The sequence below is a fragment of the Methylocystis sp. Uni0008 genome (genome assembly GCF_056838045.1).
In genome coordinates, this window is sequence record NZ_CM166370.1 from 3,983,586 (window position 1) to 4,008,567 (window position 24,982).

General features: G+C 61.2%; 25 protein-coding genes. 13 read left to right on the top strand and 12 right to left on the bottom strand.

The genetic code is table 11. The annotated features are described in order from the left end of the window. The first annotated feature begins 31 nt into the window (after positions 1-31). The 3 genes from AC0X69_RS19720 to AC0X69_RS19730 all read left to right on the top strand — a co-directional run bounded on the left by AC0X69_RS19720 (position 32) and on the right by AC0X69_RS19730 (position 3,989). On the top strand, positions 32-2,758 hold the full coding sequence (locus tag AC0X69_RS19720) for a DUF4118 domain-containing protein (RefSeq protein WP_482610048.1): 2,727 nt from the start codon (positions 32-34) through the stop codon (positions 2,756-2,758). Next, complete coding sequence (locus AC0X69_RS19725; RefSeq protein WP_482610050.1) at positions 2,755-3,444, top strand: response regulator; 690 nt, start codon at positions 2,755-2,757, stop codon at positions 3,442-3,444. The genes AC0X69_RS19720 and AC0X69_RS19725 overlap by 4 nt, the downstream gene beginning before the upstream one ends. Before the next feature lie 83 nt (positions 3,445-3,527). Next, complete coding sequence (locus AC0X69_RS19730; protein WP_482610052.1) at positions 3,528-3,989, top strand: PTS sugar transporter subunit IIA; 462 nt, start codon at positions 3,528-3,530, stop codon at positions 3,987-3,989. 284 nt (positions 3,990-4,273) lie between these two features. Here AC0X69_RS19730 and AC0X69_RS19735 read toward each other — a convergent pair whose 3' ends face one another. The 4 genes from AC0X69_RS19735 to AC0X69_RS19750 form a co-directional block, all read right to left on the bottom strand. Continuing rightward, entirely contained in the window at positions 4,274-5,113 is an 840-nt protein-coding gene (locus AC0X69_RS19735; protein WP_482610054.1) for a DUF4118 domain-containing protein, read from the bottom strand. A 93-nt stretch (positions 5,114-5,206) separates the two neighbouring features. Beyond that, positions 5,207-6,643 carry a nitrogen regulation protein NR(I) gene (gene ntrC / locus AC0X69_RS19740; protein WP_482610056.1) on the bottom strand — a complete coding sequence of 479 codons (1,437 nt, stop codon included), beginning with the start codon at positions 6,641-6,643 and terminating at the stop codon, positions 5,207-5,209. 859 nt (positions 6,644-7,502) lie between these two features. Further along, positions 7,503-7,958, bottom strand: coding sequence for a hypothetical protein (locus AC0X69_RS19745; RefSeq protein ID WP_482610058.1), 456 nt, complete (start codon positions 7,956-7,958; stop codon positions 7,503-7,505). A gap of 538 nt (positions 7,959-8,496) precedes the next feature. Continuing rightward, positions 8,497-9,723 carry a cation:proton antiporter gene (locus AC0X69_RS19750; protein ID WP_482610059.1) on the bottom strand — a complete coding sequence of 409 codons (1,227 nt, stop codon included), beginning with the start codon at positions 9,721-9,723 and terminating at the stop codon, positions 8,497-8,499. A gap of 1,018 nt (positions 9,724-10,741) precedes the next feature. Here AC0X69_RS19750 and AC0X69_RS19755 point away from each other — a divergent pair. From AC0X69_RS19755 to AC0X69_RS19775, 5 genes are all read left to right on the top strand, one after another. Next, positions 10,742-10,954, top strand: coding sequence for a cold-shock protein (locus AC0X69_RS19755; RefSeq protein WP_482613456.1), 213 nt, complete (start codon positions 10,742-10,744; stop codon positions 10,952-10,954). 346 nt (positions 10,955-11,300) lie between these two features. Next, a complete protein-coding gene (locus tag AC0X69_RS19760; protein ID WP_482610061.1) occupies positions 11,301-11,567 on the top strand; it encodes a hypothetical protein in 267 nt (88 codons plus the stop codon). A 15-nt stretch (positions 11,568-11,582) separates the two neighbouring features. After that, entirely contained in the window at positions 11,583-11,852 is a 270-nt protein-coding gene (locus AC0X69_RS19765) for a hypothetical protein (RefSeq protein ID WP_482610063.1), read from the top strand. Between the two features lie 204 nt (positions 11,853-12,056). Further along, positions 12,057-12,263: a hypothetical protein gene (locus AC0X69_RS19770; RefSeq protein WP_482610065.1), complete on the top strand. Its 207-nt coding sequence runs from the start codon at positions 12,057-12,059 to the stop codon at positions 12,261-12,263. Between the two features lie 172 nt (positions 12,264-12,435). Beyond that, a complete protein-coding gene (locus AC0X69_RS19775; RefSeq protein WP_482610067.1) occupies positions 12,436-12,570 on the top strand; it encodes a hypothetical protein in 135 nt (44 codons plus the stop codon). A gap of 99 nt (positions 12,571-12,669) precedes the next feature. Here AC0X69_RS19775 and AC0X69_RS19780 read toward each other — a convergent pair whose 3' ends face one another. Genes AC0X69_RS19780 through AC0X69_RS19795 form a run of 4 tightly spaced genes read right to left on the bottom strand, consistent with a single transcriptional unit; the run spans position 12,670 to position 15,178 of the window. Further along, on the bottom strand, positions 12,670-13,152 hold the full coding sequence (locus AC0X69_RS19780) for a DoxX family protein (protein WP_482610069.1): 483 nt from the start codon (positions 13,150-13,152) through the stop codon (positions 12,670-12,672). A gap of 56 nt (positions 13,153-13,208) precedes the next feature. Further along, complete coding sequence (locus tag AC0X69_RS19785) at positions 13,209-13,979, bottom strand: HvfC/BufC N-terminal domain-containing protein (RefSeq protein ID WP_482610071.1); 771 nt, start codon at positions 13,977-13,979, stop codon at positions 13,209-13,211. Continuing rightward, positions 13,960-14,892, bottom strand: coding sequence for an MNIO family bufferin maturase (gene bufB, locus AC0X69_RS19790; protein WP_482610073.1), 933 nt, complete (start codon positions 14,890-14,892; stop codon positions 13,960-13,962). The genes AC0X69_RS19785 and bufB overlap by 20 nt, the downstream gene beginning before the upstream one ends. Positions 14,893-14,899: 7 nt before the next feature. Then, positions 14,900-15,178 (bottom strand): BufA1 family periplasmic bufferin-type metallophore, encoded by a 279-nt coding sequence (locus tag AC0X69_RS19795; RefSeq protein WP_482610075.1) that lies wholly within the window; start codon positions 15,176-15,178, stop codon positions 14,900-14,902. Positions 15,179-15,473: 295 nt separating this feature from the next. Here AC0X69_RS19795 and AC0X69_RS19800 point away from each other — a divergent pair, with 295 nt between their 5' ends. Both AC0X69_RS19800 and AC0X69_RS19805 read left to right on the top strand, forming a co-directional pair. Next, on the top strand, positions 15,474-16,040 hold the full coding sequence (locus AC0X69_RS19800; RefSeq protein WP_482610077.1) for an RNA polymerase sigma factor: 567 nt from the start codon (positions 15,474-15,476) through the stop codon (positions 16,038-16,040). 3 nt (positions 16,041-16,043) lie between these two features. Beyond that, entirely contained in the window at positions 16,044-16,727 is a 684-nt protein-coding gene (locus AC0X69_RS19805; protein ID WP_482610079.1) for an NrsF family protein, read from the top strand. An 80-nt stretch (positions 16,728-16,807) separates the two neighbouring features. On the opposite strand, the gene bufA2 is transcribed toward AC0X69_RS19805, so the two are convergent. Then, positions 16,808-17,074, bottom strand: coding sequence for a BufA2 family periplasmic bufferin-type metallophore (bufA2, locus tag AC0X69_RS19810; protein WP_482610081.1), 267 nt, complete (start codon positions 17,072-17,074; stop codon positions 16,808-16,810). A gap of 349 nt (positions 17,075-17,423) precedes the next feature. On the opposite strand from bufA2, the gene glsA reads away from it, so the two are divergent. Then, a complete protein-coding gene (gene glsA / locus AC0X69_RS19815; protein ID WP_482610083.1) occupies positions 17,424-19,247 on the top strand; it encodes a glutaminase A in 1,824 nt (607 codons plus the stop codon). A 48-nt stretch (positions 19,248-19,295) separates the two neighbouring features. Here glsA and AC0X69_RS19820 read toward each other — a convergent pair whose 3' ends face one another. After that, positions 19,296-19,631: a GYD domain-containing protein gene (locus AC0X69_RS19820; RefSeq protein ID WP_482610085.1), complete on the bottom strand. Its 336-nt coding sequence runs from the start codon at positions 19,629-19,631 to the stop codon at positions 19,296-19,298. A 176-nt stretch (positions 19,632-19,807) separates the two neighbouring features. On the opposite strand from AC0X69_RS19820, the gene AC0X69_RS19825 reads away from it, so the two are divergent. After that, complete coding sequence (locus AC0X69_RS19825) at positions 19,808-21,007, top strand: efflux RND transporter periplasmic adaptor subunit (protein ID WP_482610087.1); 1,200 nt, start codon at positions 19,808-19,810, stop codon at positions 21,005-21,007. Between the two features lie 17 nt (positions 21,008-21,024). Then, a complete protein-coding gene (locus AC0X69_RS19830) occupies positions 21,025-24,297 on the top strand; it encodes an efflux RND transporter permease subunit (protein WP_482610089.1) in 3,273 nt (1,090 codons plus the stop codon). A 33-nt stretch (positions 24,298-24,330) separates the two neighbouring features. Here AC0X69_RS19830 and AC0X69_RS19835 read toward each other — a convergent pair whose 3' ends face one another. Together AC0X69_RS19835 and AC0X69_RS19840 are read right to left on the bottom strand one after the other, a co-directional pair. Beyond that, positions 24,331-24,579: a hypothetical protein gene (locus tag AC0X69_RS19835; protein WP_482610091.1), complete on the bottom strand. Its 249-nt coding sequence runs from the start codon at positions 24,577-24,579 to the stop codon at positions 24,331-24,333. A gap of 99 nt (positions 24,580-24,678) precedes the next feature. Beyond that, positions 24,679-24,978, bottom strand: coding sequence for a (2Fe-2S) ferredoxin domain-containing protein (locus AC0X69_RS19840; RefSeq protein WP_482610093.1), 300 nt, complete (start codon positions 24,976-24,978; stop codon positions 24,679-24,681). Positions 24,979-24,982: the final 4 nt, after the last annotated feature.

Here is a 24,982-nt window from a genome sequence, read left to right on the forward strand (position 1 = left end):
ATCAAACCGAAGCGATCAAGGGTCTGAGCGCATGACGCCGGATCAGCAACGCAATCAGGACAAGCGACCTTCTCCAGAGGCTCTGCTGGAGGCCGCTCGGCGAGAGGACGGACGCGTCGGCAAGCTGAAAATATTCGTCGGCGCTGCGCCAGGCGTCGGCAAGACATACGAGATGCTGCAGCAAGCTCGCGCTAGGCGCAAAGACGGTTACGATGTCGTGGTTGGCGTCGTGGAGACTCACGGTCGGAAAGAAACGGAGGCCCTGTTGGAAGGTCTCGAAACCATCTCCCGTCAGCGTCTCGGATATAAAGGCCGCTGGCTCGAGGAAATGGATCTCGACGCCATCATCGCCCGCCGACCACAGATCGTTCTCGTCGACGAGCTGGCTCACACCAACGCTCCCGGCAGCCGACACCCTAAGCGCTATCTCGATGTGGAAGAGCTGCTGAACAGCGGCATCAACGTATACTCCACCGTCAACATTCAGCACATCGAGAGTCTGAACGACGTTGTCGCTCAGATCACGCATGTCCGTGTCCGCGAGACGGTGCCAGACTCGATTTTCGACCGCGCCGACGCCGTCAAGTTGGTCGATCTGACGCCTGACGAGCTGATCGAGCGGCTTAAGCAGGGAAAGGTCTACATTCCGAGACAAGCCGAGCGCGCGTTAAAGCACTTTTTTGGGCCGGCCAATCTGACGGCCCTGCGCGAGCTGGCGCTGCGTCGCACAGCGGAGCACGTTGACGAGCAACTCCTCACACAGATGCAGGCGCGCGCCATTCAGGGACCTTGGGCGGCGAGCGAGCGCATCCTGGTGTGCGTCAGTGAGGATCCGTGCGCGGCGGGTCTCGTGCGGTATGCGAAGCGCCTGGCCGACCGCTTGCATGCGCCCTTCGAAGCTCTTTCTATCGAGACGAGACGAAGTTTGCAGCTTACCGAAGATCAGCGGGATCGCATCGCTGATACGTTACGGCTCGCGCAGTCTCTCGGAGGTCAAGCAATCACGATTCCCGGGAGCGATCGCCGCATCGCTGACGACGTGATCGGCTATGCGCAGGCGAACAACATTACCCAGATCGTCGTGGGGAAATCCAATCGCTCGCGGTGGTTCGAAATCCTGCATGGATCCATCGTGCATGATCTCGTGCGGCGTTCCGGCGACATTAGCGTCCATGTCATAGCCGGCGATGATATCCAAGGAGAACGGATCGCAACGAAGACGATCAAGACCGGCGAAAGGCGGGGAGCGTTCGATCCTCGTCCATACGTCTTTGCTCTATTGACGGTCGGCTTTGCGGTCGGCGTCGGAGCGTTGCTCCGGCCATGGATCGGCCTCCCAAACGTAGGGTTGGTATTGCTTACGGCGGTGGTTGGTGTCGCCGCGCGTCTCGGCTTGGGGCCGTCGCTCTTCGCGACGGCCGTGGCGTCGCTCTGCTACAATTTCTTCTTTACGGAGCCGTACTACACTTTCGCTATTTCCAAGACCACAGACGTGTTGACCGTTTTGTTCTTTCTAGTGATTGCAGTCATCGTTTCCAGTGTTGCAGCTCGGGCTCGCATACAGGCGGTTGCGGCGATGAGACGAGCGCGCACCACGGAGCTGCTTTATGCGTTTAGCCGTAAACTCGCCGGCGCTGGTGCCCTCGACGACGTCTTGTGGGCAGCCGCGTACCAGACCGCATTAATGTTGAAGGTGCGGGTCGTCTTGCTTCTGCCTGAACACGGCTCGATTGCCGTGAAGGCGGGCTATCCGCCGGAAGACATTCTCGACGAAGCGGACCTCGCCGCGGCCAAGTGGGCTTGGCAAAACAATCGGTCGGCAGGTCGTGGCTCGGACACGCTGCCCGGCGCCAAGCGCCTGTTCTTGCCCATGCGCACCGGTCGCGGTGCGATCGGCGTTGTCGGCATTGACAGTGATAAGCCAGGAGCGCTGTTGACTCCCGATGAGCGTCGTTTGCTCGATGCCTTGATGGATCAAGGGGCGCTCGCGATTGAACGCGTTCATCTAGTCGAAGACATGGAGAAAGTGCGGCGTACTATCGAAACAGAGCGGTTGCGATCCGCACTCCTCACCTCGATTTCACATGACCTCAAGACGCCGCTCGCAGCCGTGCTCGGATCCGCTGAAGCGCTGCGCGGTCTGTCGGATCGGCTCACCGATGCCGAAAAGGCGGATCTGTTAGCCACAATCGTCGACGAAGCTGAGCGGCTCAATCGGTTCATAGCCAACTTGCTCGACATGACCAAGCTCGAATCTGGCGCAATTTTCCCGAATGTTGCTCCTCACGATGTGGGCGAAATCGTCGGAAGCGCATTGCGGCGCGCCAGCAAGATCGTGGCGGACCATCGTGTCGAGCTGCAACTTGCGGCGGACCTGCCGATGATCGCGGTCGATGCAGTCCTGTTCGAGCAGGTGTTGTTCAATCTCCTAGACAACGCCGCGAAATATGCGCCCGTCGGCACGACGATCCGCGTTCAGGGTTGGCGCGATAAGGATTCGGTGTGCGTGCAGTTTCTGGACGAGGGCGATGGAATTCCTCCTACGGATCTGGAACATATCTTTGATAAGTTCTACCGGGCGCAAAAGGCTGATCAGGTGCGTGCCGGCACCGGGCTTGGGCTCGCGATCTCGCGTGGTTTCGTGGAGGCGATGGGCGGCACGCTCATCGCCGGAAACCGCACGGATCGGACTGGAGCCGTATTCACCATCAGACTGCCGATCCCGGCAGAGTTGCAGCAGTTGGACGTTGCCGCATGACGGCCGCCCCCCTCAAGGTATTGGTGATCGACGACGAGCCCCCCATCCGCAAGCTCCTGCGCATGGGGCTGACTACGCAAGGCTATCAGATTCTCGAGGCGCCCAACGGCAAGACCGCCCTCGATCTGTTGCGCCAGCAACCAGATTTGATCATTCTCGATCTGGGGCTTCCCGATATTTCGGGACATGACCTGTTAGGAATGATCCGTGCAAGAAATGAGAGGGTTCCGATAGTAGTATTATCCAGTCGCGGCGACGAGGCTGGCAAGGTCCAGGCGCTCGATTTCGGCGCTGACGACTTCGTGACCAAGCCGTTCGGAATGGACGAGCTCCTCGCCCGCATGCGGACCGCGTTGCGCCATCAACTTCAGGTGCAAGGCGAGCGTCCAATCTTTCGCCTAGACGACCTCTCAGTCGATCTAGTTCGTCGCGTCGTCAAGGTAGGCGAAAACGAGGTGAAGCTTTCACCTAAGGAGTATGAACTCTTGCGGGTGCTTGTGCAGCATGCGGGAAAGGTGCTGACGCACAAATTCTTGTTGGGTGAATTATGGAACAGTCTTACCGATGCGCAGTACCTACGGGTTTATGTCCGCCAACTCCGGCAGAAAATCGAGAGAGATCCTGAACGTCCGCAATATATCTTGACAGAAACGGGAATCGGGTACCGTCTTCGCGCGCCAGAATGACTTTGCATGCAACAAGTGAGCTTGGAAACGGCAGTTTCACCCTGCTGGCGTAAGATGTTCGCGATCAGCCCATCGGAGCGGTTATGGGTATCAAGGATTTTTTGGCGCCTGCCGATGTCTTGATCGACGTTCGCGCGCCCGACAAGGTTCATCTGCTACAGGAACTCTCGCGTCGAGCAGCATCAGTCCTCAAGCTGAACCCAGAGGGTGTTTCCGGCGAAATCCTGAAGCGGGAGGCGTTCGGTTCTACGGGAATGGGCGCTGGAGTGGCGATCCCGCACGCTCGCATTCAGGGCCTAAAGCAGCCCTTTGGCGTCTTGGCTCGTCTTCGCAAAGCGATCGAATTCGAGGCGATTGATAGTCAACCAGTTGACATTGTATTTTTTCTGCTGCTCCCCGCAGAAGGGGAACAGCTGAACGCGCTCGCGTGCGTCGCGCGAAAGCTGAGAGATGCAGAAGCGGTAGGTGAGATTCGGCGCAAAAAAAATGGCGTCGACGTTTACCATGTGCTTACGACGGGAGGAACGGATAGTCGAGGCCGATAGCTAGGCGTTCTCTTCGAGTCGATCCGTCGGCAGCGCGCCGTGCGCAACGTGCGCGCGCTGCCGACGAGTGCAACAAGGGAGTCATGGGCGTACCGCTGTGGCGTGCAATGACAGGGAAACGGCGGGGAACTCGACGCGCGCCCGCTTGCGAAGCCAGTCGCGTTGAGGGCCGGCGCCAGGCATTTTGCCCCGCTTCGGCGGATCCTCGCCGAGCACGGGATGATGGTCGCCGAGCCGTAGGTGCTCGGTCTTCGCTCCCACTACGTCAACGTCGCTGCTGCGGGTCACTGATCCGCGCGGGTGAGATTGGCGACTAGGTAGGCGGCAACGATCTCGATGAGTTGATCGGCATCCGCGGGGCGTTCGTATGGGGTACGATCGAAATCTACGCCAACGACGTACTGGCACTCAATCCCCGTCCCGACCGGCCACATGTCAAACCGTGACTGGTCGTAAGGATAGGTCTGCGCTCGTGTGCGGATGCCGTCGATCGACGCGCCTAGCGCGGCTTCCCGCTCCGCCTCGGACACGTCGGCGTCGCAAGCGGTTGCTTCAACGTGAATCTGATCACCGATCCGGGAAAAGATGGCCGTCGGGCCGCCGAAAATCCGGCAGAGCGCCGTCGCTGCGGCTTGAACGATCTGAGGCTGCGAAGCGCCGTGGATCACGACGTGCGCCAAGAGCCGCAGCTCTTCCGCCTGCGCGGCGGCCCGACGCGCTTCGAGCGCATGTCGCCGGGATTGCCAAGCCACGGTGCCGACGATGGCCGCGATGATGAGCAGCAGGGCCGCTGTCCAGATCTCGGATGGATCGGTCATGCGCAAGGTCAAGTATGGCTTCGTGAAGAAGTAGTCGAACGCGAGGACGCTCGCCACAATTGCCGCCAGGGAAGGCCCCAACCCATAGACGGTGCTGGTGATGATTACCGGCAGGACAAAGAACAGCGTGAGGCCGGCTGCAGGCACGACCGAACTGGCAATGAAGGCCATGAATGTTGCGGCGGCGACCAGCAGAAACGCGATCACATATTGCGCCATTGTGGGAAGCCGAAACTCAGTGTCTGCGCTCTCAGAAGCCGCAGACTTTGTCAGAGGTAATTGGCCGTGCTGCAATGTCTTCGCCATTAGCCGCTCCGCTCTCCAGGGACCTGCAAGATCGTCGTGCACGATTGCCTCGGCGTGGAACATAGGGCGCCATAGGCTGGTCCGCACGGGCGACTATAGCTTGGAAAACCCTTCGTGAATGTTGAGGCCGATCAATTTCTTTCGCAAGGTATTGCGGTTGAGGCCGAGCAATTCAGCAGCCTTGAGCTGGTGACCGCCAGTGGCCGCCAGCGCCGCAGCAATCACAGGCCCTTCAATCTCGCGAATAGCGCGGTGATACAGACCTGGTCTTGGCAGTTGATCTCCTCCGAACATCTTCGCGAGGACCGGCTTGATCGCGGTGGCGAACGGTATTTCGTCGGCAGCCGAGAGATCGTTCGCGCTGTGGCCAAGCTCGTACCTCAGTTCCCGCTCAATGAGTTCCTCGGTTATGATATTCTGCTGATGCAGAATGGCGAGGCGTCGTATGAGGTTTTCCAATTCGCGGACATTTCCTGGCCAGCGATAACGCTTCATACGGTCAAGCGCCCCCTCCTCGATATATTGCTGGGGCAAACCCTCACTGGCCGCGATCTTTAGGAAATGATGCACGAGGTCGGGAATATCCTCGGCGCGCTCCCGCAGAGGCGGTAGGCGCAAGGGAACAACGTTCAAACGGAAATACAAGTCCTCGTGGAGCAGGCCTTGCTGAACGAGCGTGCGCAGGTCCTTGTTAGCGCCGGCGATAATCCGCACATCGGTTCTGATCAGCGTTTGCCCACCGACCCTAGTGTATTCGCCTTGCTGCAGCACACGCAATAGTCGCGCCTGCGCCTCCATCGGGATGTCTCCGATTTCGTCGAGAAACAAGGTGCCACCGTCAGCCTGTTCGAAACGGCCGACCGAACGCTGATTGGTACCGGTGAGCCCGATCGTCTCATGGCCGAACAGCTCGCTTTCTATGAGATCGCGCGGGATGGCAGCCATATTGATCGCGACGAACGGCCCTTTCTTGCGGCTGCCGTAATCGTGTAGCTTGCGCGCAACCAGCTCTTTGCCGGTACCCGACTCGCCGTTGATCATCACGGTGAGATCGGTCTGCATGAGACGCGCAAGCGAGCGATGGATTTCCTGCATGGCCGGCGAGCGGCCGACGAGCGGCATTCCTTCGATTTCATCGTCGCCGTCCAGGTCGCGCCTTTTGCGCGGCTCGGCCATGGCGCGGCTGACGATGCCAACCAGCTCCTTCACATCGAAGGGTTTGGGCAGGTAATCGTAGGCGCCGCGCTCTGAGGCGCGGATTGCGGTCATGAACGTACTCTGCGCGCTCATGACGATGATCGGCAGGTTTGGTCGGAGCTTCTTGATGCGTGGCAACAGTTCGAAGGCGCTTTCGTCCGGCATGACGACCTCGGTCACTACGAGATCGCCTTCGCCCGATTGTACCCACCGCCACAAGGTCGCCGCCGTTCCAGTCGCGCGCACCTCATAGCCGGCGCTCGAGAGCGCCTGCGCCACGGCGGTCCGGCTCGCGGCGTCATCGTCAGCCAAGATAATTTCGCCCTGATCCACCCCACCACCTCCGAGCCCGGCCAGAAGCATTTCTCACCATGCCGTCGGCGCCCCTCTTGGCCAAAACCGCCGGTGACCACCAGCATGCAAGAATAAAAGCTGCCGGGACGAATCCGAGCAGATCATATGTCTACCTCGCCTATGCGCCTTGTAGCTCTGGCTGTGTCCTTGCGTGATCGCGTCACGCTGACCCGATCTCCTTCTTGCGCTTGGCGTTCGTCTACTCGATCTAAACTGCGGCAGAACGGGATATAGATTCCATATCTCTATAAGCGCTTGCCCATAAGGGCGGCATAAAAACGGAATCCAAGGGCCGAAATTCGGGAGACTCCTCGTTCGGTCTGAAGACACACCCGACTCCGGCCCATTGTCACGATGGTGAGCCATTGTTGTTCACTCGTCGAGTTCAGCTAATGCAAGCGCTGGACGAAAGAACCGCGCAGATTCACGCTCAATCCGCTCCGCCGGATGCCGAGACTAAACATCTAAGCGAAGGATTTAGGACACTATCGCGATCTGACACGCCAACGCTCGCAATGTTTGAAACTCCTACTGCTAGCTGCCTCGCATAGTTCTCAAGCCCGTCCAATGCGCGGCCCCAGCCATCCCATGACAACATCGCGCGGCGCTCGCCTGCTGCGTGGCAGACTGTGGCGCTGCAGGGCCGCCTCCGCAAAAGCCGCTGCGTGCTGAATGGATTGTCGTTTCTCACGTGGAAGCGAACTCCATTCTCGAATAATCGTGCGTCTCGGGTTCGACTTGGCCATCTTGATCTCTTTTCTAGGAAGGCGGTGACGGACGGCTCACAACCAGACACGCCGTTCCGCCGCCATCTCCCGTCCTTCCGGACAATAAGGTATTACGCTGCCTTCTTGAGCGGAGTGGGTTGCTGTAGCCGCGCGGCGAGTGCACGGCCGCACTCATGCACGGCGTCCTGCTCGATGATGTAGCCCCGCTTCTCCAGTGACGCGCGAAAGCTTTGATTGGCTGCTAGCTTCTGAGCATCGACCCAGACAACCAGCAATCCCGCTGGACTGAGAAATTTGCCAACCCAGTCCAGCGTCTTCTCAAGGTCATGAAGCGTGCGCCTGCGCCAATCGATCAGTGCGACATCATATTGGCCCGCCGGGCGGCCGCAATTTCCGGTCGAAAACGCTTGAGCATAGCCGCGCCGATGCATCTCGATCATCATCGCCATGCTGTTTGATCCGGCCATGAGGATGCGGTGCTGCGTCGTGCAGTCTCCAAGTGCAATCATCGAATCGATAATCCTGTGCCCGGCGGCGACCCGAACACTAGCCATGACATCACCCATTTAGTACGAGTCTGAGGGAGAGAAGATTACGATGCGCGCATCGACGTCTCGTCGTCATCTGCGATGATGAAGATGGCAGTTATTTTCACAAATGCCCATAAAGGCTCCATTCAAAAAATCGATGCTCCAGATAAGGGCTGTATAAAGATGCGATTTCTTCGACACGTCCTGGCGTCCCGTCGTCGGCGATGATCTGAAACAAGGTCTTCATTCGCGTCACGGCCCTTTCATTCGGGAAGAAATCACGTCGCCGAGCCAGAACGCACATGAGGAAGCTTTGTCGGCTCTCGTCAATGTCCGCAACCGCCCCTGGCGGTGTGAAAATGCGCGCGCGAGTCAGCTATGATTCAAGCCTCGTCTGATGGAGGATCCGATGGGACGTTTTGTTGAAGGTGCGGATCAATCCGAGCCGGCGCTCTCGCCGGAATGCCGCGGCAGAGCGCACAAACAGCGCATTCTGATAACTACGTGCAACATGAGACTCTCAACCCGCGACGCCCGCTTCTCGATTTTCAACGGCAAGCGGGCCATCCTGAGCTCAATTTGCTGGACGACGAATCACGCCCAGCCGGTAAAGCAATGGGATCATCACCAGGGTCTGGATAAAGACGGAGAATGCCACCACGGCGAAGGTCATGGTTACGACGTCCTCGCGTTCAGCGATCAATGTCGGCAATCCGAGCGCTAGCGCCAAGGGCAGCGCACCACGAAAGCCTCCCCAGAACAGCACATGTTGGTGCCTGAGTTCGACGGCGTAACGTGTTCCCCTAAACAGGCCGCAGAATGGGTAGACGGCGATGGCGCGCCCGGCGACGGCAAGCAATATCGCGGTAAGGGCGGGCCAGAACACCGGCAGAAAATGCCGCTCGGCCTCGTGCAGACCAATCAGGATGAAGATCACCGAGTTGACGAGGAAGGCGACATACTCCCAGAAGGCCGCGACCGCGCCCTGTCCCGTGGAGCCGAAAAGCCCCCACCGGCTTCCTTGCGCCACCACCAGACCCGCCGCAAGCGCAGCTAACACGCCTGAAGCGTCTATTCGCTGGGCCAACAAAAAGGAGCCATAACCGCACAGCGTCGTCAGTGTGATCTTGACTAAGTTATTGTTGGTGCGACCGACGAGGAAGAGCAGCGCTCCCGCCACGGCGAAGCCGCTGGCGAGCCCGCCGCCGACAGTTAGAAGCAACGTCCATGTCACGTCCATGGGCGCGGCAGGGGCGCCGAGGGCGATCGCCAACAGGATCGCAAACGCCGTCGCCGCCGTTCCGTCATTAATAAGGCTCTCCGCGCGCACCAACAGATCGACCCGCCCCCGCACCCTGGCTTCGTCAAAGGTGGCGACGACAGCGACCGGATCGGTTGCCGAGATCAGCGCGCCAAACAGTCCCGCCGCCGTCCACGACCAGCCGGCGATCCAGTGCATACCGGTCGCAAGCAGCAGCGCCGAGGCGATGAGTCCTGGCCCGGCGAGCGTGAGAATCACCGGAAGATCGCGGCGCAGCCTTGGCCAGCTCAGCCGCAGCGCCGCCTCGAACACCAGTGGCGGCAGCAGGAAGGTGTAGACGAAGTCCTTCGATAGCGGCAGTTCGATCTTGAGCGGCATCGCCGCGAGAGCGAGGCCGGCAAGCACCAGGCCGATCGTATATGGTAGCCTCAGCCGCTCGCAGACGAGAGCCACTGCGGTCGTGACGGCGAGCAGCAGCCCCAACTCGTAAATGTCGAAGGTCATCGGCGTCAGCGCCCCGCGCCGACGAATCGGCCTCATAGGTTCCCGTGCATGTTGCTTAGAGGCGCATTCGCCCTGTGGTCAATTGTGGCTCCGCGGGCACCGTCTTTGTCCGGGTCCTTCCTCCTTTGCGACTGAATCCTTTCTCACACGCTTCAACAATCAGGTGAAAGGACGGCAACTGCCAGACGTGCCCCCACTGGACTTTGACGGTGTGCAGCAATCTACACTTCCTGGACTTCGTCTTCACGCCGATTGTCCACATCGTCAGCTCGCGTTTGGGCGATACGACCGAGTTTCAAGCACATCGCTGGCTATGCGGCGCTCGACATCAATTTCTTCCGCGAAAGGAACTTCGAATTCGGCACTTTCGACCCGGCGTGTCGAGTCCGACGAGTTCATAGATACGGGCGGAGCGCAATTCCCTCAGATCGTCTTAGAGAGAATGCGCCAAGAGATTTGCTCCCCCGTCAAGGCGAATTCGCCGTCGTCGCTGTAAGCCGCGGCGAACTCGGCGACTTGCCGCCACTCGCCGCATGTGGGCGAGAGCCAAATCTGCTCCGGCGTTCTGTCACTGGTTGAGAGCGAAAGAATCGCGTGCACAACCGCAGGGTTGGTTCGGGGATGTTCAGCCCACCACGCTGACGATGCAAATCGGAGAGTCGTTTTCTCGCTCATCGCCTTGCTCCTTCGCTTCGTGGACACTGCGGCGTAGCGGTGCTTACGAGATGGGGATCGTGTCGGACGAAAGCAATTTTCGCGTATCTGTTTCACTCGGAAGTTTCGGTTCAAACGCCGCTCCGCGAGAAAAGAACGCGAACGGCCTTTTCGACTGACGATAGACGGACGACATAGCAGATTAGTTCTGTTCTGCGTCGCGCGCGAAGCTTGCAATTTCGCGCATATGGGCTAAGTATTGGGTATCGAGTTTTCGGCCGAACGATCTTGCTTCCGCTGCCTAGGGCGCGTCGGCTTCTGACTTCCTCTCCAGAACTTCGATCCACCAGCGCCTCGCGATGTTGCGGGGCGCGACAGCTTGTTCTCGAAAGGACATGTCATGCAGACCGGCACCGTAAAATGGTTTAACGCCCAGAAGGGCTTTGGCTTCATTCAGCCGGAGTCCGGCGGCCCGGACGTCTTCGTCCACATCAGCGCGGTTGAACGCGCGGGACTTATGGGCCTCGCGGAGGGCCAGAAGCTCAACTACGAAATCGCCGTCGATCGGCGCAGCGGCAAGTCGTCCGCTGATCAGCTGCAAGTCGCAGCCTAATTGCTATCCGGCCCCCGGCGGCAGGCCCTCATCGGCCAAGTTCGCCGGGGACCGACGACGTTTCTCCTGGTTGAGGAACGATTTCGCGTCCGCAGGAAAGCGCAGCAGCGGACGTCCGAGCGCAAGGCCCATTCATAGAAGGGGCGAGACATGGCTAAAGGCCAAAAGCGCAGCAATCGCGAAGCGAAAAAGCCAAAAAAAAGAAAAATCCCGCGATGGAGGCGTAGCGGTCGTCAAGGATTCCTCCTGGCTGACCGTTGAAAAACTTCAGGCCCGAGAAGCTGAAGCGAAGCGGCGCCGGTGAGCGGCGCGCACGCTTCAGCGAACAATCGAGGAGCGCTTCCAGATGACGAATGACAACAACGCCAGCCGAGGTTTGCGGCGTTCGGCGCAAAGAATTTCAGCAACTCGCGCGCATAAATTCGCGATCGGCGTTCGCGTGACCCAGAAGTTCGGCGCCGGGACGGGGTCGGATTCATTCTCCGTCACGCGCCATCTGCCGGACGGCGGCGCGGGTCTGCAATATCGCATGAAGCGAGATCGCGATGGGCAGGAGAGGGTCGCCGTAGAATCCGCTCTCGAACTCGTCGCGCAGGAAGACTTCATTCACTAGTTCCGGAGGCGTTCGATGAACTCGAAGGACTATAGAACGGAAGCCGCGCTGTTTTTTTGCAAGGCGGCAAAGTCGAACTCCAAATCACTGAGTTTCCGACGCTTCGCGCAAGCCTCGGAGGCCATCCGCTACGCCGTCGAGGAACTGACGCCCAAAGCGCTCGCGAGTTGCTCCCTCGAGGTGGACGAGCAGCACTTTTTCGGCCGTGAGATTCGCCCCCTTTACGACAGCGATGATTATCCGTTACGCCGTCGAACGGCGAAGAGCCGCACGCGTCACAGCTAGACAGCGCTCCAGCTGAAGGCTGATTTACGAGGGGCCTCCGCGAAGCGCTCTGCGTTCTTGCGCCAAGCGCTAGGCGTCCACGTCCGTTCAACTCCGACTCGCGTCTCGCGAGCGCTTCAAGGCCTCGCCGCGTCGCGAGAAGCGCATATCTGATCTGCAAGCGCGCTCAGGCAAAAAGCCTGAGCGCAAGCGAGGATCAGAAAAATGGCCAAGACAAGAAGGCCGGGCAGGGCGTACGCCAGGACATCAGGCGCCATCCACTCCACGGCTCCTATCGCATTCGCCGGCGTCGGCGCGGCGCTCGCCGCAGGCTTGGGCGTGGCCGCCGCAGGACTTTCCGTCGCATTCTGGTGCGCCATGGGCGGCGCAATCGGCGGAGCGATTCTCGGCGCGTGGCTGGACCGGCGCTGAGGCTTTCCTTCACGCTAGTGGGAAGCGGCGCGTGCGCGGCGACGCCGCGCCGGCGCACAGGCATCGGAACTGTGGCCTCTCCGTTCGCGAGGAAATTTGGCGCGTGCGGAAGCGCACATTCGCCGTTCTGCTGAAGCGGTAACGTTCTCTCATACAAGGACAGGAGGACGTGATGTCGAATTTCACCACCAAGATAATCGGAGCATTCATCGGAGCGGCGATGTTCTTCGGGGTGGGCCTGAGCTTGGCGCATGCGCATACCGCCCCTCAGCAGACCGGGGTCGTGGTCTATGTCGAAGCGCCCTGAGACCTGAGCGGGCGTGCCGCTAGCGTGGAAGAGATCTGCTTTCCGCTTAACACGCAGCGGCGCCTATAGCCGGCTCCTTGCCGGGCGCGCCGCTCTCGCTTAGCGCCGCCGCCCGAACAAGACATGGTCGAGCGATATGACGCCCGGCCCGCGGGCGATCAGAACAATGAGCATCGCCGTCCAATAGGCATGGACTGTCCACCACGCGTCTGGATAAACGAAGATCTGGATGACGATCGTCATCATCAGAAGGACGAACGCCGAAACGCGCGTCAAAAGACCCAAGACAAGCAGTAGCGGCAGAACGAATTCGAGCCCGCTCGCTGCATAGGCGGCGACGATCGGCGAAATGAGCGGGATTTTATATTCCTCGGCGAACAGCGCGAAGGTTGCGCTTCGAACTTCGGTCGGGATCTTCAACGACAGGTCGAGACCGAAGATGTCGCCGCCGATCGTTGGTCCCTCAATCTTTGTCTGACCGGAGACAAAGAACGGATGCGCGGCCACGACGCGCAGAAAGAGCGCGATGAGCGCATAGGGGATCGCGTCCAGCCAAGCCGCAATTTTTCTTATGAGATGCATTTCACGAGAACTCCGTCGGTGAACGATGAGTCGGGGCGGAAAATGCGTGCATGGCGTCAATGTGCGACGTTGATGGCGACGAAGGCCTGGGCGGAGAGGAGTTGATGCAGGCAAGCGGTAAGGTCGAAATCGTTGGCGACGTCGCTTGCTGCATCCACGGACTCGCCGAATGTTCTTCCATTCTCGAGCGCATGCACGAAGGCCGATCCGCCGGCGGGAAGCGGCGATATGGCGATCGCAAGCTCAGGACGAACAATGAGCGCCTCTTCGCCGTGATCCAGCGCCAGCGGTTTCATCTCATCGTCCGACATGTGCCGTCGCCAGATCGAAACGATCGGATAAGCCGACGCCACGACATGCGTCGAGGGATGCAGGGCCGCCGTTGCATTCTCCAGCCGATCGAAAGGCAGGGCGCGCAGCGCCTGCATTGGCGCCGGCGCGGCGTCGGCGGCGTGATAGGCTTGACCGATCGCATATTCGAGCCGCGCCACGTCGGCGAGATAAGGGAGTTCGCGCGCCGGCTCGAACCTTGAAACGAACGTCGCAAACTCATCGCCATAGTCGAACAGCATCGGCGTGCGAGGAGGATGTTCACGGACGTGACGCAGCGCCATCGCGCGAAAAAACTCCTGGCCGACCAATTGTTTGCAAACCGGAAAGCGCTCGGCGAGCGCATCGACCAGCCCGACGCAGACATTGTTGCGATATACCGCGAAGCGGCGCTGCGGCGGACGACCGTGGCGCGCTTCCAGTCCGTCCGGCGGCGGCGACTCGGGGTCGAGCAGCGCGCCGGCGAATGCGCTTTGTTCAAAGCCCGCTGACGTCATTCTGAAGCGCCTCCGATCTCGATTCGTCCCGAACGACTGAGCGCCGCCAGTCCAGCAAAGACTGCGCGCGCGTCGCCTGCCCGAAGAGCGTCGACCAGCATGGAACTTCATTGTCCCATTCGATCAGCGTCGCCACCGTTCCGCGCCGCCCGAGGGCGCGCTCGTAAAGGCGCCAAACCGCCTCCTGAACTGGCGTGCAATGCGCGTCGATCAGCAGAAGATCTCCGACTTCGTCGACGTCTTCGGCATATCCAGCGAGATGAATCTCTTCCACATAGGATATCGGAAAGGCCTCGATATAGTTCTGCGCGGAGAACCCCAGGTTCGTGGCGCTGACATGGACGTTGGTCACGTCGAGCAGCAGCCGGCAGTCCGTGCGGTGCACGACCTCGCGCAGGAAGTCGATCTCCGAATAGTCCGACGATCGGAACCGCAGATAGGTAGCTGGATTTTCGAGAAGTATCGGCCCGCCGAGCGCCTCCTGGATCTCATCCACGTGACTGACGACATGGGCCAATGTCGTCGCGTTATAGGGCAGGGGAAGCAGGTCGTTGAGAAAGCGCGCGCCCTGCGACGACCAGGCGAGATGTTCGGAGAACGCTGCCGGCTCATAGCGCTCCACCAGACTCTTCACGCGGCGAAGATGCTCCCGATCGAGAGGTTCGGCGCCGCCGATCGATAGGCCGACGCCGTGGATCGACAGCGGCCAATCCCTGCGTAGCCGCATCAGCTGCGCGTGCGGCGCCCCGCCGGCGCCCATGTAATTTTCGGCGTGGATCTCGAAGAAGCCGACGTCGGGGGCCGACGCCTCTACGTCGGCGAAATGCGCGCTCTTGAAACCGACTCCGGCGCGAGCGGGCAGCGAGGACGCCGCGCGCTCCCTGCGATGTTCGGCGGCAAGACGGTTCGCCATGGCGCCGTCAGTGGGAAATCGGCTCGAGGCTGCCCTTGCCCTTTGGCGTCACAATAGACGTGCAGGTGCCCTTGGGAACATATTTCCAGGCGTCGCCCTGATAATCCGTCTTTGACGTTCCCGCGCAGCTCGTCCCCGGTCCCGCCGCGCAGTCATTCTTGCCCTTCAGAGAGACGCCAAAGCACTTCTCCTGATCACTGGCGGCTCTCGCCGTTTCGGCCAGAGCGACGGCCGTCGCGAAGGCGCCGGCGATGGCGAAGGCGGCGCGAATCTTCCTGTCGGACATCTCAATCTCCCTTTCTTCGATCCATCCTGAAACGGCATTCGAGCGAAATCTTACGTTTGTGCGCGCGTATCAAGGCGCTGTTCGCCGTCTCAAGGCTCAATTCGCGACGACGGCGTCAAAAGTTACAGCCGGCCGCGCACCGCGAAACTCGCAGCGCCGTGAAAGGTGAGATGGCGCGCCGAGGCTCGATCGTCTAGAACTAGCGCAATCGGACGCAAGCTCCGGCCCGGGGTCGATATCGGGCGTTGGAGGCGGCGGAGCCAGACCACGCAGATTCGCAGCGGACAGGGGCGAATTGGGCGATACGGCGAATGATCGGGAAAGGCGCTGGCGGGCGCTGATGGCGTCGGCGCAGGACGGCGATCACGCGGCCTATGGCGAGCTCTTGTCCGATCTCTTTCCTGTTCTGCGCCGCTTCGTGACGCGAAGATGGCCGAATGCGCCCGATGCGGAAGACGTCGTCCAGGAAATACTCGTGTCCATTCACACCGTGCGCCAGACCTATGATCGCCGGCGTCCCTTTACGCCCTGGCTCATGACCATTGCGTCGCGCCGCGTCGCCGACGCTGCGCGAAGCCGTTACGCCAGAGGCGCCAACGAAACGACGGTCGACGTCTTTCCTGAAACCTTTTCTGGAGACGGCGCGAAATCCGAACAGGAGGCGAGAGACGATCAGGAGGTCCTTCGCCGAGCCATGGCGATCCTGCCGGCGGCCCAGCGCGAAGCGATCGAATTGATCAAGATCCAAGGTCTTTCGCTGGATGAAGCCTCTCAGGTCACGGGGAAGAGCGTCGGTTCGCTGAAAGTCGGAATTCATAGGGCCATCAAGGCAATGCGCCAGGCGCTCGAGCGGAATGGCTAGCGAATGTTGAACGAAGACCTGATCCGAACCTTAAGCGAAAATTGCGCGCCGATACGCCCGCTCGCGCATCCCGCCTGGCGTGCGTTGATTTGGTTTGCGATTTCGCTTTGCTATGTTGCGCTCGTCGTTGCGGTTATGGGGCTCAGGCCCGATTTTCTCTCCAAGATCGCCGATCCGCAATTTGCGACGGAAGTGGCCGCGGCCTTTCTGACGAGCGTCGTGGCCGCGGCGGGCGCCTTCAGCGCGGGCTGCCCGGCGCGTCCGGCCTGGGAACGGTTCGCCGCCGGATTTTTCTTTCTGATCTGGGCGGGCGCTCTCGTGGTTGGCTGCTGGAGGGATGTCGCCGCCTTCGGCGTGTCGGGTCTCCTGTCGCATTCGGACGTCTATTGCCTGCCGACGATCCTCGCCATCAGCATCCCGGCGGCGTTTTTGATCCTTTTTATGGTCAAGCGAGGCGCGCCGATCGCGCCCTTCGTGACGATTGGACTTGCGGCGCTCGCGTCGACGGCTCTGGCGGCCGCCGCCTTGCGGCTGTCTTTCAGACAGGACGCGGCGGTGTCGGTCTGCATCTGGCAGTTCGGCTCCGTCGTGCTGCTCACGGGAATCGCATCGCTTTTCGGCCGGGTCCTCCTGCACTGGACCATGCGCGACGAACTGCTTGCCGCCTTGCATGAGCATCGCCGCTGATTTCTTCCGAGTGCGACGTCCCGGAAAGGCGAAAAGGCGCGGACGGACATCCAACACCCGTCCGTCGGCGCCCGCGCAGTTCACATCTCGACGACCTTGCCGCCCTTCTCCTCGCAAGCCTTTGCCGATTTTTCGGGCAGCCACCCCTGTCCTTTGCAGGAGTTCATGCCCTTGCAGGCGTTATTGGCCGTCTTGCAGAGGCTCGTCCCTTTGCATGAATTGATTCCGCTGCAATGGACAGACTTGCTCATTTTTTTGGCGAGTGCGGGCGCCGTCGCGGCGCCGCTAAGAACCAGGGCGATCGCGGCGGCGGCCACCGATGCGCCGGAAACGATTTTGGCGTTCATTTCCATCTCCTTGCAAATACGCTCGCCATACGAGCGCTCCAGGTCCCGGGGGAACCTGCCGACGCTATTCGTCATGGTCAGGAATAAGGTTACAGCGCCAGGGGCGCCGCTTGATCCGCCAGGCTCCGAGCCCCGCAGCCGCCGTCGCTGACTCGCGTTCGTCAATCTCATGCGCCCGCTGCGCCTCTCGGCAAGAAAAATGAGTCGTCAAAAACTCTTAGCGTCGCGGACTTGTTCGATCTGATATCCCGCATGATCAGCTGAACCGCAAAGAAGAATAGTGACAGGCATATACTTTGCTGAGACTAATAAGAATCGAAGAACGGTTTTGCTGGCGGAGTTTTTAAAATTGGAGACGGCGTTTGTCCCCCCGCTTACAGGCTTTTTGCGCCGCTGCCATGAAGAGTTCGCCGTCGATGATTCAGGCGCGGTCGCCGATTACATTCCCGAGCTGACGCGCGCGAATCCGGCTCATTTCGGCGTCAGCCTCGCAACGATCGACGGCTATGTCTATGAGGTGGGCGACAGCGCAGCGCCTTTCACGATCCAGTCGATATCCAAGGCGTTCGTCTTCGCGCTTGCCCTTGAAACGCTTGGCCACGAGCGCGTCGAGTCGGTCATTGGCGTCGAACCCAGCGGAGAAGCCTTCAACTCGATCCGGCTGACGGGCGACAACAAGCCATTCAATCCGATGGTCAACGCCGGCGCGATCGCTTGTTCGGGTCTGATCCACCAGCATGCGGGCGATGGCGCTTTTGACCTTATTCATCAGACGTTGGGCCGCTTCGCCGGTCGCGAACTCGACATCGACGAAGCCGTCTTCGCCTCGGAGCGGGCAACCGGCGACAGAAATCGCGCTATCGCGTGGCTGCTGCGCAATTATTCGGTGCTCCGGGACGACGTCGACGCCGTTCTGGACGTCTATTTCCGTCAATGCGCCGTGCTCGTCACCGCGCGTGACCTCGCCGTGATGGCGGCGACGCTGGCGAACAGCGGCCGCAACCCGCTCACGGGCGAGCAGATCATTTCTCCCTATGTCGTCGCGCGCACGCTCTCGGTCATGACAAGCTCTGGCATGTACGACTACGCGGGCGAGTGGATCTATCGGGTAGGAATTCCAGCGAAGAGCGGGGTGGGGGGCGGAATCATCGCCGCGCTGCCCGCGCAATTGGGCCTCGGCACCTTCTCGCCGAAGCTCGATAGTCACGGCAACAGCGCTCGCGGCTTGAAGGTCTGCGAGGCGCTCTCGGCGCATTTCGGTTTGCATGTGCTCAACCGCAGCGATGACGTGCGCTCCTGCGTCATTGGCGATTACAACGCCGCGGGCGTTTCCTCGCGGCGCAACCGCCAGAACTTCGAGCTCACGATTCTCCAGGAGCGCGCGAGCGATATTCGGGTCATCGAACTCGTCGGCGCGCTCTCTTTCGCCGCAATGGACTATGTCTCTCGCCGACTCGCCCATGAAGGGCGTCCCGCCGAACTGCTGATTCTGGATTTTCGGCGCGTGCCGAGCGCGACGGCCGCCGCCGCGCGACTTCTTCGCGCCGCGCTCGCGGGCCTCGCCGACAGCGGCATGAAAATCATTCTCGCTGGCTTCGAAACGGGATCGGCGCTCTGGGAGGCGATACACGGCGAGGATGTCGCCTTGCCGAAGCTGCATCATTTCCCGCTGCTCGATGATGCGATCGAATGGGCCGAAGACCAGGTGATCTATCGCTGCGGCGGCTTCGAGGGCCTCGCCAAAACGACGCATCTCAGCGAGCAAGCGCTGCTCGCCGGACTAACCCCGCACGAGATCGATCACATCGCGGCGATCGGACTGGCGCGCTCGTTCAAGACGGGCGAGCGAATCGTCGCCGCAGGCGATCCGGCCGCCTCCCTGTTCTTTCTGCAAAGCGGCATGGTCAGCGTAAAGCTGCCCAGCGGGGCGCGTCTCGCGTCCATCTCTCCGGGCATGGCGTTCGGCGAGATGGCGCTGATCGAACGCGAGCGCAGCGCTGACGTCTGGGCGGACACAGCGGTGCAGTGCCTCGAACTGCCGCTGAACGCCTATGCCTCGTTCCGCAAGAGTCATCCCGAAAGCGGAGAACGCATCATGAGAAATCTTGCAACGTTGTTGGCAAGACGTCTGGTGCTGGCGAACGCCAAAGTGGATCTGCTCAGCGCATATTGAATCTTCGGCCGGAGCGAGTCCGTCAATCTCGCGATGGCGCCGCCGGGACTATGCCGGCTTCTTAGGCGCCATGCTTGGAGCGGTGGCCGCCTGCAAGAGCATGGCGCTCGTCTCTTCGGCCGAAAACACTCTGGTGAGCCGGTTGCGGCTTAGATGGCCGGTGGCGACGTCGGCGATCTCCAACGCCGCCGCCGTGGCTTCATCAGGCGCTTCGAATAGCGCAAAGCCGTCATATTCTGCGCCCGGCGTGTAGTATAAGCCGATCAGGCGGCCGCCGAAGTGCTTGAGAAGCGCTTCCGAGGCCGCGGCGCGGTCCTGCGGCGTCTTGATGAATGTGGCCCAAGCCGCAGGGGAATAGGCGAATTGCGCCAGGAACAAGGGCATCTTTGGTCCTCCGTCCGCAGGCGCAGTCTGCGCGTTTCGGGAAAGCTTGGCAATCGTGGCGCGGGAAGGCGCTTCACCAGCGATTTGCGTTCTGCTGACGCTGCCCTTACTTCGTGCGTGCATTGTGCGGCGGTCAGGACGGTCGGTTCGACGCGCATATTGAACCCGGAGGTGAGATGACGCTGTTGGCTTTTGTGGCGGCGCGCGGCGGCGACGGTCACGGGAGAGTCGTAGGCGCGTTGCTTAGGATCTTCGCGGCGCTGCTGCTTATGGTCGATCTTTCGGGCGCGCGCGCCGAAGGTCCGGCGCCCGAAGTGGTGGTCTCTCGCCCGCTCGCGAAGACGATCCCGCGCTGGGACGAATATACGGGACGTTTCGAGGCGCTGAAGCAGGTCGAGGTGCGCGCCCGAGTCTCCGGCGCTCTCGAGAAGATCAATTTCACCGACGGGCAGTTCGTCAAAGCCGGCGACGTCCTCTTCGTCATCGATCAGCGGCCTTATCAGATCGCGGTCGACAGCGCGCGCGCGGAACTCGTTCGGGCGCAAGCGCAAGCCGCTTTGTCGACCCGCGATTACGCGCGCGCGCAAGAGATGACGCAGGGGCGCACGATCACCGCGCGCGACGTCGATCAGCGCAGGGCCAGCAACGACATCGCCAAGGCTCAGGTTTTGAGCGCCGAAGCTTCGCTGCGCAACGCTGAACTCAACCTTGAGTGGACGCAGGTGCGCGCGCCGATCTCCGGGCGCGTGTCGGATCGCCGCGTCGATCCTGGCAATCTCGTTCAGGGCGGACAGGCCGACGCGACCCTGCTGACCACAATCGTGACGCTCGATCCGATTCACTTCGTGTTCGACGCTTCGGAGGCGGATTACATCCGCTATGCGCGCGGGTCGGAAAACCAGAAGAAATTGGAGCGGGAATTCAAGAACCGCGTTTCCGTTAGGCTCGCCGACGAGACCGAATGGACGCGCAACGGCGTCATGGACTTCGTGGACAATCAGCTCAACCGGCGCTCCGGCACGATCCGCGGCCGCGCGGTCTTTGACAACAAGGACTACTTCCTCACCCCCGGCGCCTTCGGTCGATTGCGCCTGTTCGGCGGCGACGCGCCCGCATTGCTCATTCCCGACGCCGCCATCGTCTCCGATCAGACGAGCAAGACCGTGCTCGTCGTATCGGATGACAACAAGGTCGCCGCCAAGTCCGTAACTCTCGGCCCCATCCACAGGGGTCTGCGCGTGATCCAGGCTGGACTTGATGAAAAGGACCGAGTTGTGATCGGCGGGCTCGCGAACCCGATGGTGCGGGCAGGCGCCGCCGTGCGGACCAAGGAAGGCGAGATCAAGGAAGCTCCCGTCGCGGTCAGCGACCGATAGGCGAGACCGGAAACCCCATGCGCATTTCGCACTTCTTCATCGAACGGCCGATCTTCGCGACGGTGCTTTCCGTACTCTTGATGCTCGCGGGCGCGATTGCGCAGGGCGCGCTTCCGGTTTCGGAATATCCGGAGATCGCCCCGCCGACCGTCAACATCAGCGCGACCTATCCCGGCGCCTCCGCGGACGTGATCGCCGAGACCGTGGCCTCGCCGATCGAGCAGGAAGTCAATGGCGTCGACGACATGCTCTACATCACGTCGCAATCGACCGGCGATGGACATGTGTCGATCGATGTCGTGTTCAAGCCCGGCGTGAATATAGATCTCGCGCAGGTGCTTGTTCAAAATCGCGTCGCCATCGCAAATCCGCGCCTGCCGGAGGAGGTGACGCGATTCGGCGTCGTCGTGAAGAAAGCCTCTCCGGACCTGATGATGGTCGTCCATCTTCTGTCGCCCGACGGGTCGCGCGATCAGCAGTATATTTCGAACTACGCGACGCTTTACGTGAAGGATGCGATCGCTCGAATAGACGGCGTCGGCGACGCGCGCCTCTTCGGCGCGAGAGACTATTCGATGCGCGTCTGGCTGGATCCGGCGAAAGTCGAAGCCCGCGATCTGACGGCCGGCGACGTCATCGCCGCGTTGCGCGCCGCCAATCTTCAAGTCGCCGCAGGCGCGGTCAATCAGCCGCCCGCCGCTTCGGCTGGCGCCTTCCAGCTTTCGGTGCAAACTCTCGGACGGCTCAGCACGCCGGAGCAGTTCGGCGATATCGTCATTCGCGCCGACGCCGATGGCCAGATTCACCTGCGCGACGTCGCGCGGATCGAATTTGGCGCGCAGGACTACACGCTGAACGCCTATCTCAACCACAACGTGGCGACGGCGCTCGGCATTTTTCAGCGTCCGGGCTCGAACGCGCTACAGACCGCCGAAGCGGTCAAGCAGGAGATGGAGCGCCTCAAGAAGGATTTCCCCGCCGGCGTCGACTACGCGGTCGTCTATAATCCTACCGAATTCATCCAGCAGTCAGTCGACGAAGTCGTTCATACGCTGCTCGAGGCGATCGTTCTCGTCGTTCTCGTCGTCATCCTGTTTTTGCAGACCTGGCGCGCGGCGATCATTCCGGTCGCCGCGATCCCGGTCTCGCTCATCGGCAGCTTCGCCGTGATGAAGGCCGCTGGCCTCAGCTTCAACACGCTCTCGCTTTTCGGACTTGTGCTCGCGATCGGCATCGTCGTCGACGACGCGATCGTCGTCGTCGAGAATGTCGAGCGTTATCTCGCGCTCGGCTACTCGCCCAAGGAAGCGGCGCACAAGACCATGGACGAAGTGGGCGGGGCGCTGATCGCGATCGCGCTGGTGCTCTGCGGAGTCTTCATTCCGACAGCCTTCATCAGCGGTCTGCAGGGCGCCTTCTACAAGCAGTTCGCGATCACCATCGCGAGCGCGACGATCATCTCGGCCTTCGTATCGCTCACGCTGTCGCCGGCGCTCGCGTCCGTGCTGTTGAAGCCCCACAATTCCGACGAGATCGCGAGCCATCGGCTGAGTTGGGCGCATGCGCCCTTGCGCCGTTTCTTCGACGCCTTCAATTCCGGATTCGACCGGCTATCGAACACGTATGGCGCGGCGACGGGCCGCCTCGTGCGGCTTGGCGTCGTGATGCTCGCGGTCTATGCGATCCTCATCTTTTTCGCTTTCGATCTGCTGCGTCGAACGCCGACCGGCCTCATTCCGCAACTCGACCGCGGCTATGTGATCGCCGCCTTCCAATTGCCGCCCGGCGCGACTCTCGATCGCACCGACAAGGTCATTCGCGAGGCGACCGACATCATCCTGAAACGGGAGGGCGTCAAAAACGCCGTCGTCTTCACCGGCTTTGACGGCGCGACATTCACCAATGCGCCCAACACAGGCGTGATCTTCGTCACGTTGGCGCCATTCGAGGAACGCGCGAAGAAGGGCCTCACGTCGGACGGGATTCAGGCGGATATCTACGGCCAGGTGTCGAAGCTGACGGACGCCTTCGCCTTCGTGCTGGCGCCCGCGTCGGTTCCCGGCATCGGCACCGGCGGCGGCCTCAAGGGCTATGTTCAGGATCGCGCGGGGCGCGGGCTGCCGGCGCTTGAAGGCGCGACGTGGACGCTCGCCGGCGCTGCGGGACAGTCAGGCGAATTCACTCAGGCGTTCACGCTGTTCAACACGCGCACGCCGCAGATCTTCGCCGACGTCGACCGCACCAAGGCCGAACTCATCGGCGTGCCGATCTCGCGCGTCTTCGAGACGCTTTCCGTCTATCTCGGCTCCACCTTCGTCAACGACTTCAACGTGCTGGGCCGCACCTACCGCGTGATGGCGCAGGCCGACAATCCGTATCGCCTGACGCTGCGCGATATCGCCAATCTCAAGACGCGCAGCGCCTCCGGCGAGATGGCGCCGATCGGCGCGGTCTCGACGTTCCGCGACACGACGGGCGCGTTCCGCGTGCCCCGCTACAATCTGTACCCGGCCGCCGAAATGCAGCTCAATCTCGCGCGCGGCGTCTCCTCCGGCCAGGGCATCGCGGCGGTTGAGAAGCTTGCTGCGGAGAAGCTGCCGCAGGGCTTTGGCCTCGAATGGACCGAAATCGCGCTGCAGGAGAAGCTTGCCGGCCACACCGCTGCGATCGCTTTCGGCCTCGCGGTGGTCTTCGTCTTTCTGCTGCTGGCCGCGCTTTACGAAAGCCTGCTGCTGCCGGTTTCGGTGATCCTCATCGTGCCGATGTGCATTCTTGCGGCGATGCTCGGCGTCGTCTCGCGAGGGCTCGATCGCAACATATTGGTCGAGATCGGGCTCGTGGTGCTCATCGGCCTCGCGGCGAAGAACGCCATTCTCATCGTCGAATTCGCCAAACAGGCGGAGGACGCCGGTCAATCGAAATTCGAGGCTGCCGTCACCGCCGCGCGCACGCGCCTGCGGCCGATTTTGATGACGTCGCTCGCCTTCATTCTCGGCGTGCTGCCGCTCGCCATCGCCGAAGGGGCGGGCGCCGAGATGCGCCAGTCGATCGGCACCGCCGTGTTCTTCGGCATGCTTGGCGTGACGCTGTTCGGACTCATCTTCACGCCGACCTTCTATGTGGTCGTGCGGATTCTCGCCCACTACCTCCCGCTCGCCGGCGCCCGGCGCGCTGCGGCGGCAGAGCCGGGCCGGACGTTTGCGCAGGACATCGGCTTCAATGAAGCCAAAAATATCGATATCGGCCAAGCCAGAAGATGGCTCGACGACATTCGGCGCAGGCGTCAATAAAAAAGCGCGGCTCAGAAAGCCGCGCTGTCGCAACTATTGGAAATGGTCTTCGCGCAGTTTCGTGGTCTTGGTCGGCGCGAACTCGCGGCGGCAGGCGGGGCTTAGCCGCGCCATGTTCTGCTCCAGACAGGACTCGATCTCTGAAACGAAGGGAATGTCGGAGCTGCAGAATCTCATGGCGTCGCCCATGCAGTCAGAGCGCTCCTGCGCCGTGCCTTGAGCCCAAGCTGCCGGAGCCGCCGTGAACGCCAACAGCAGCGAAAGCGAAATGAGTTTACGCATGTTGTTCCTTTCACACCTATCGTTCTGATAATGCGCAAGACTTAGAGTAGAACTGTTTTCACAGAAAGCAAAGCCGCTTAACTAAGCTTCTCTGGTTAATCATAACTTGGCGTCATGGTTTTCGCCTTGCCCGGCAAGGGCGGCGCGCGCGATGCGCATGAGTTCGTCGAGCGAGGGATTGGACAGAGCGTCGCCTGACGGTTCGAAGCGCACGACGGGATCGCGCGTGCAGAGTCGCAGACAATCGCGCGTCGCGATGGCGATACGGCCGGACGCCAGCTCCCGCGCGAACTCTTGCGCCAACATCTCCTGCGCCGAGGCGAGCAGCGCGCGGCCTTTTCCCTCGGCGTCGCAGCGCTGCCCGACGCAGACGAGGAGTCGAACGGGAGGAGCGTTCACGACA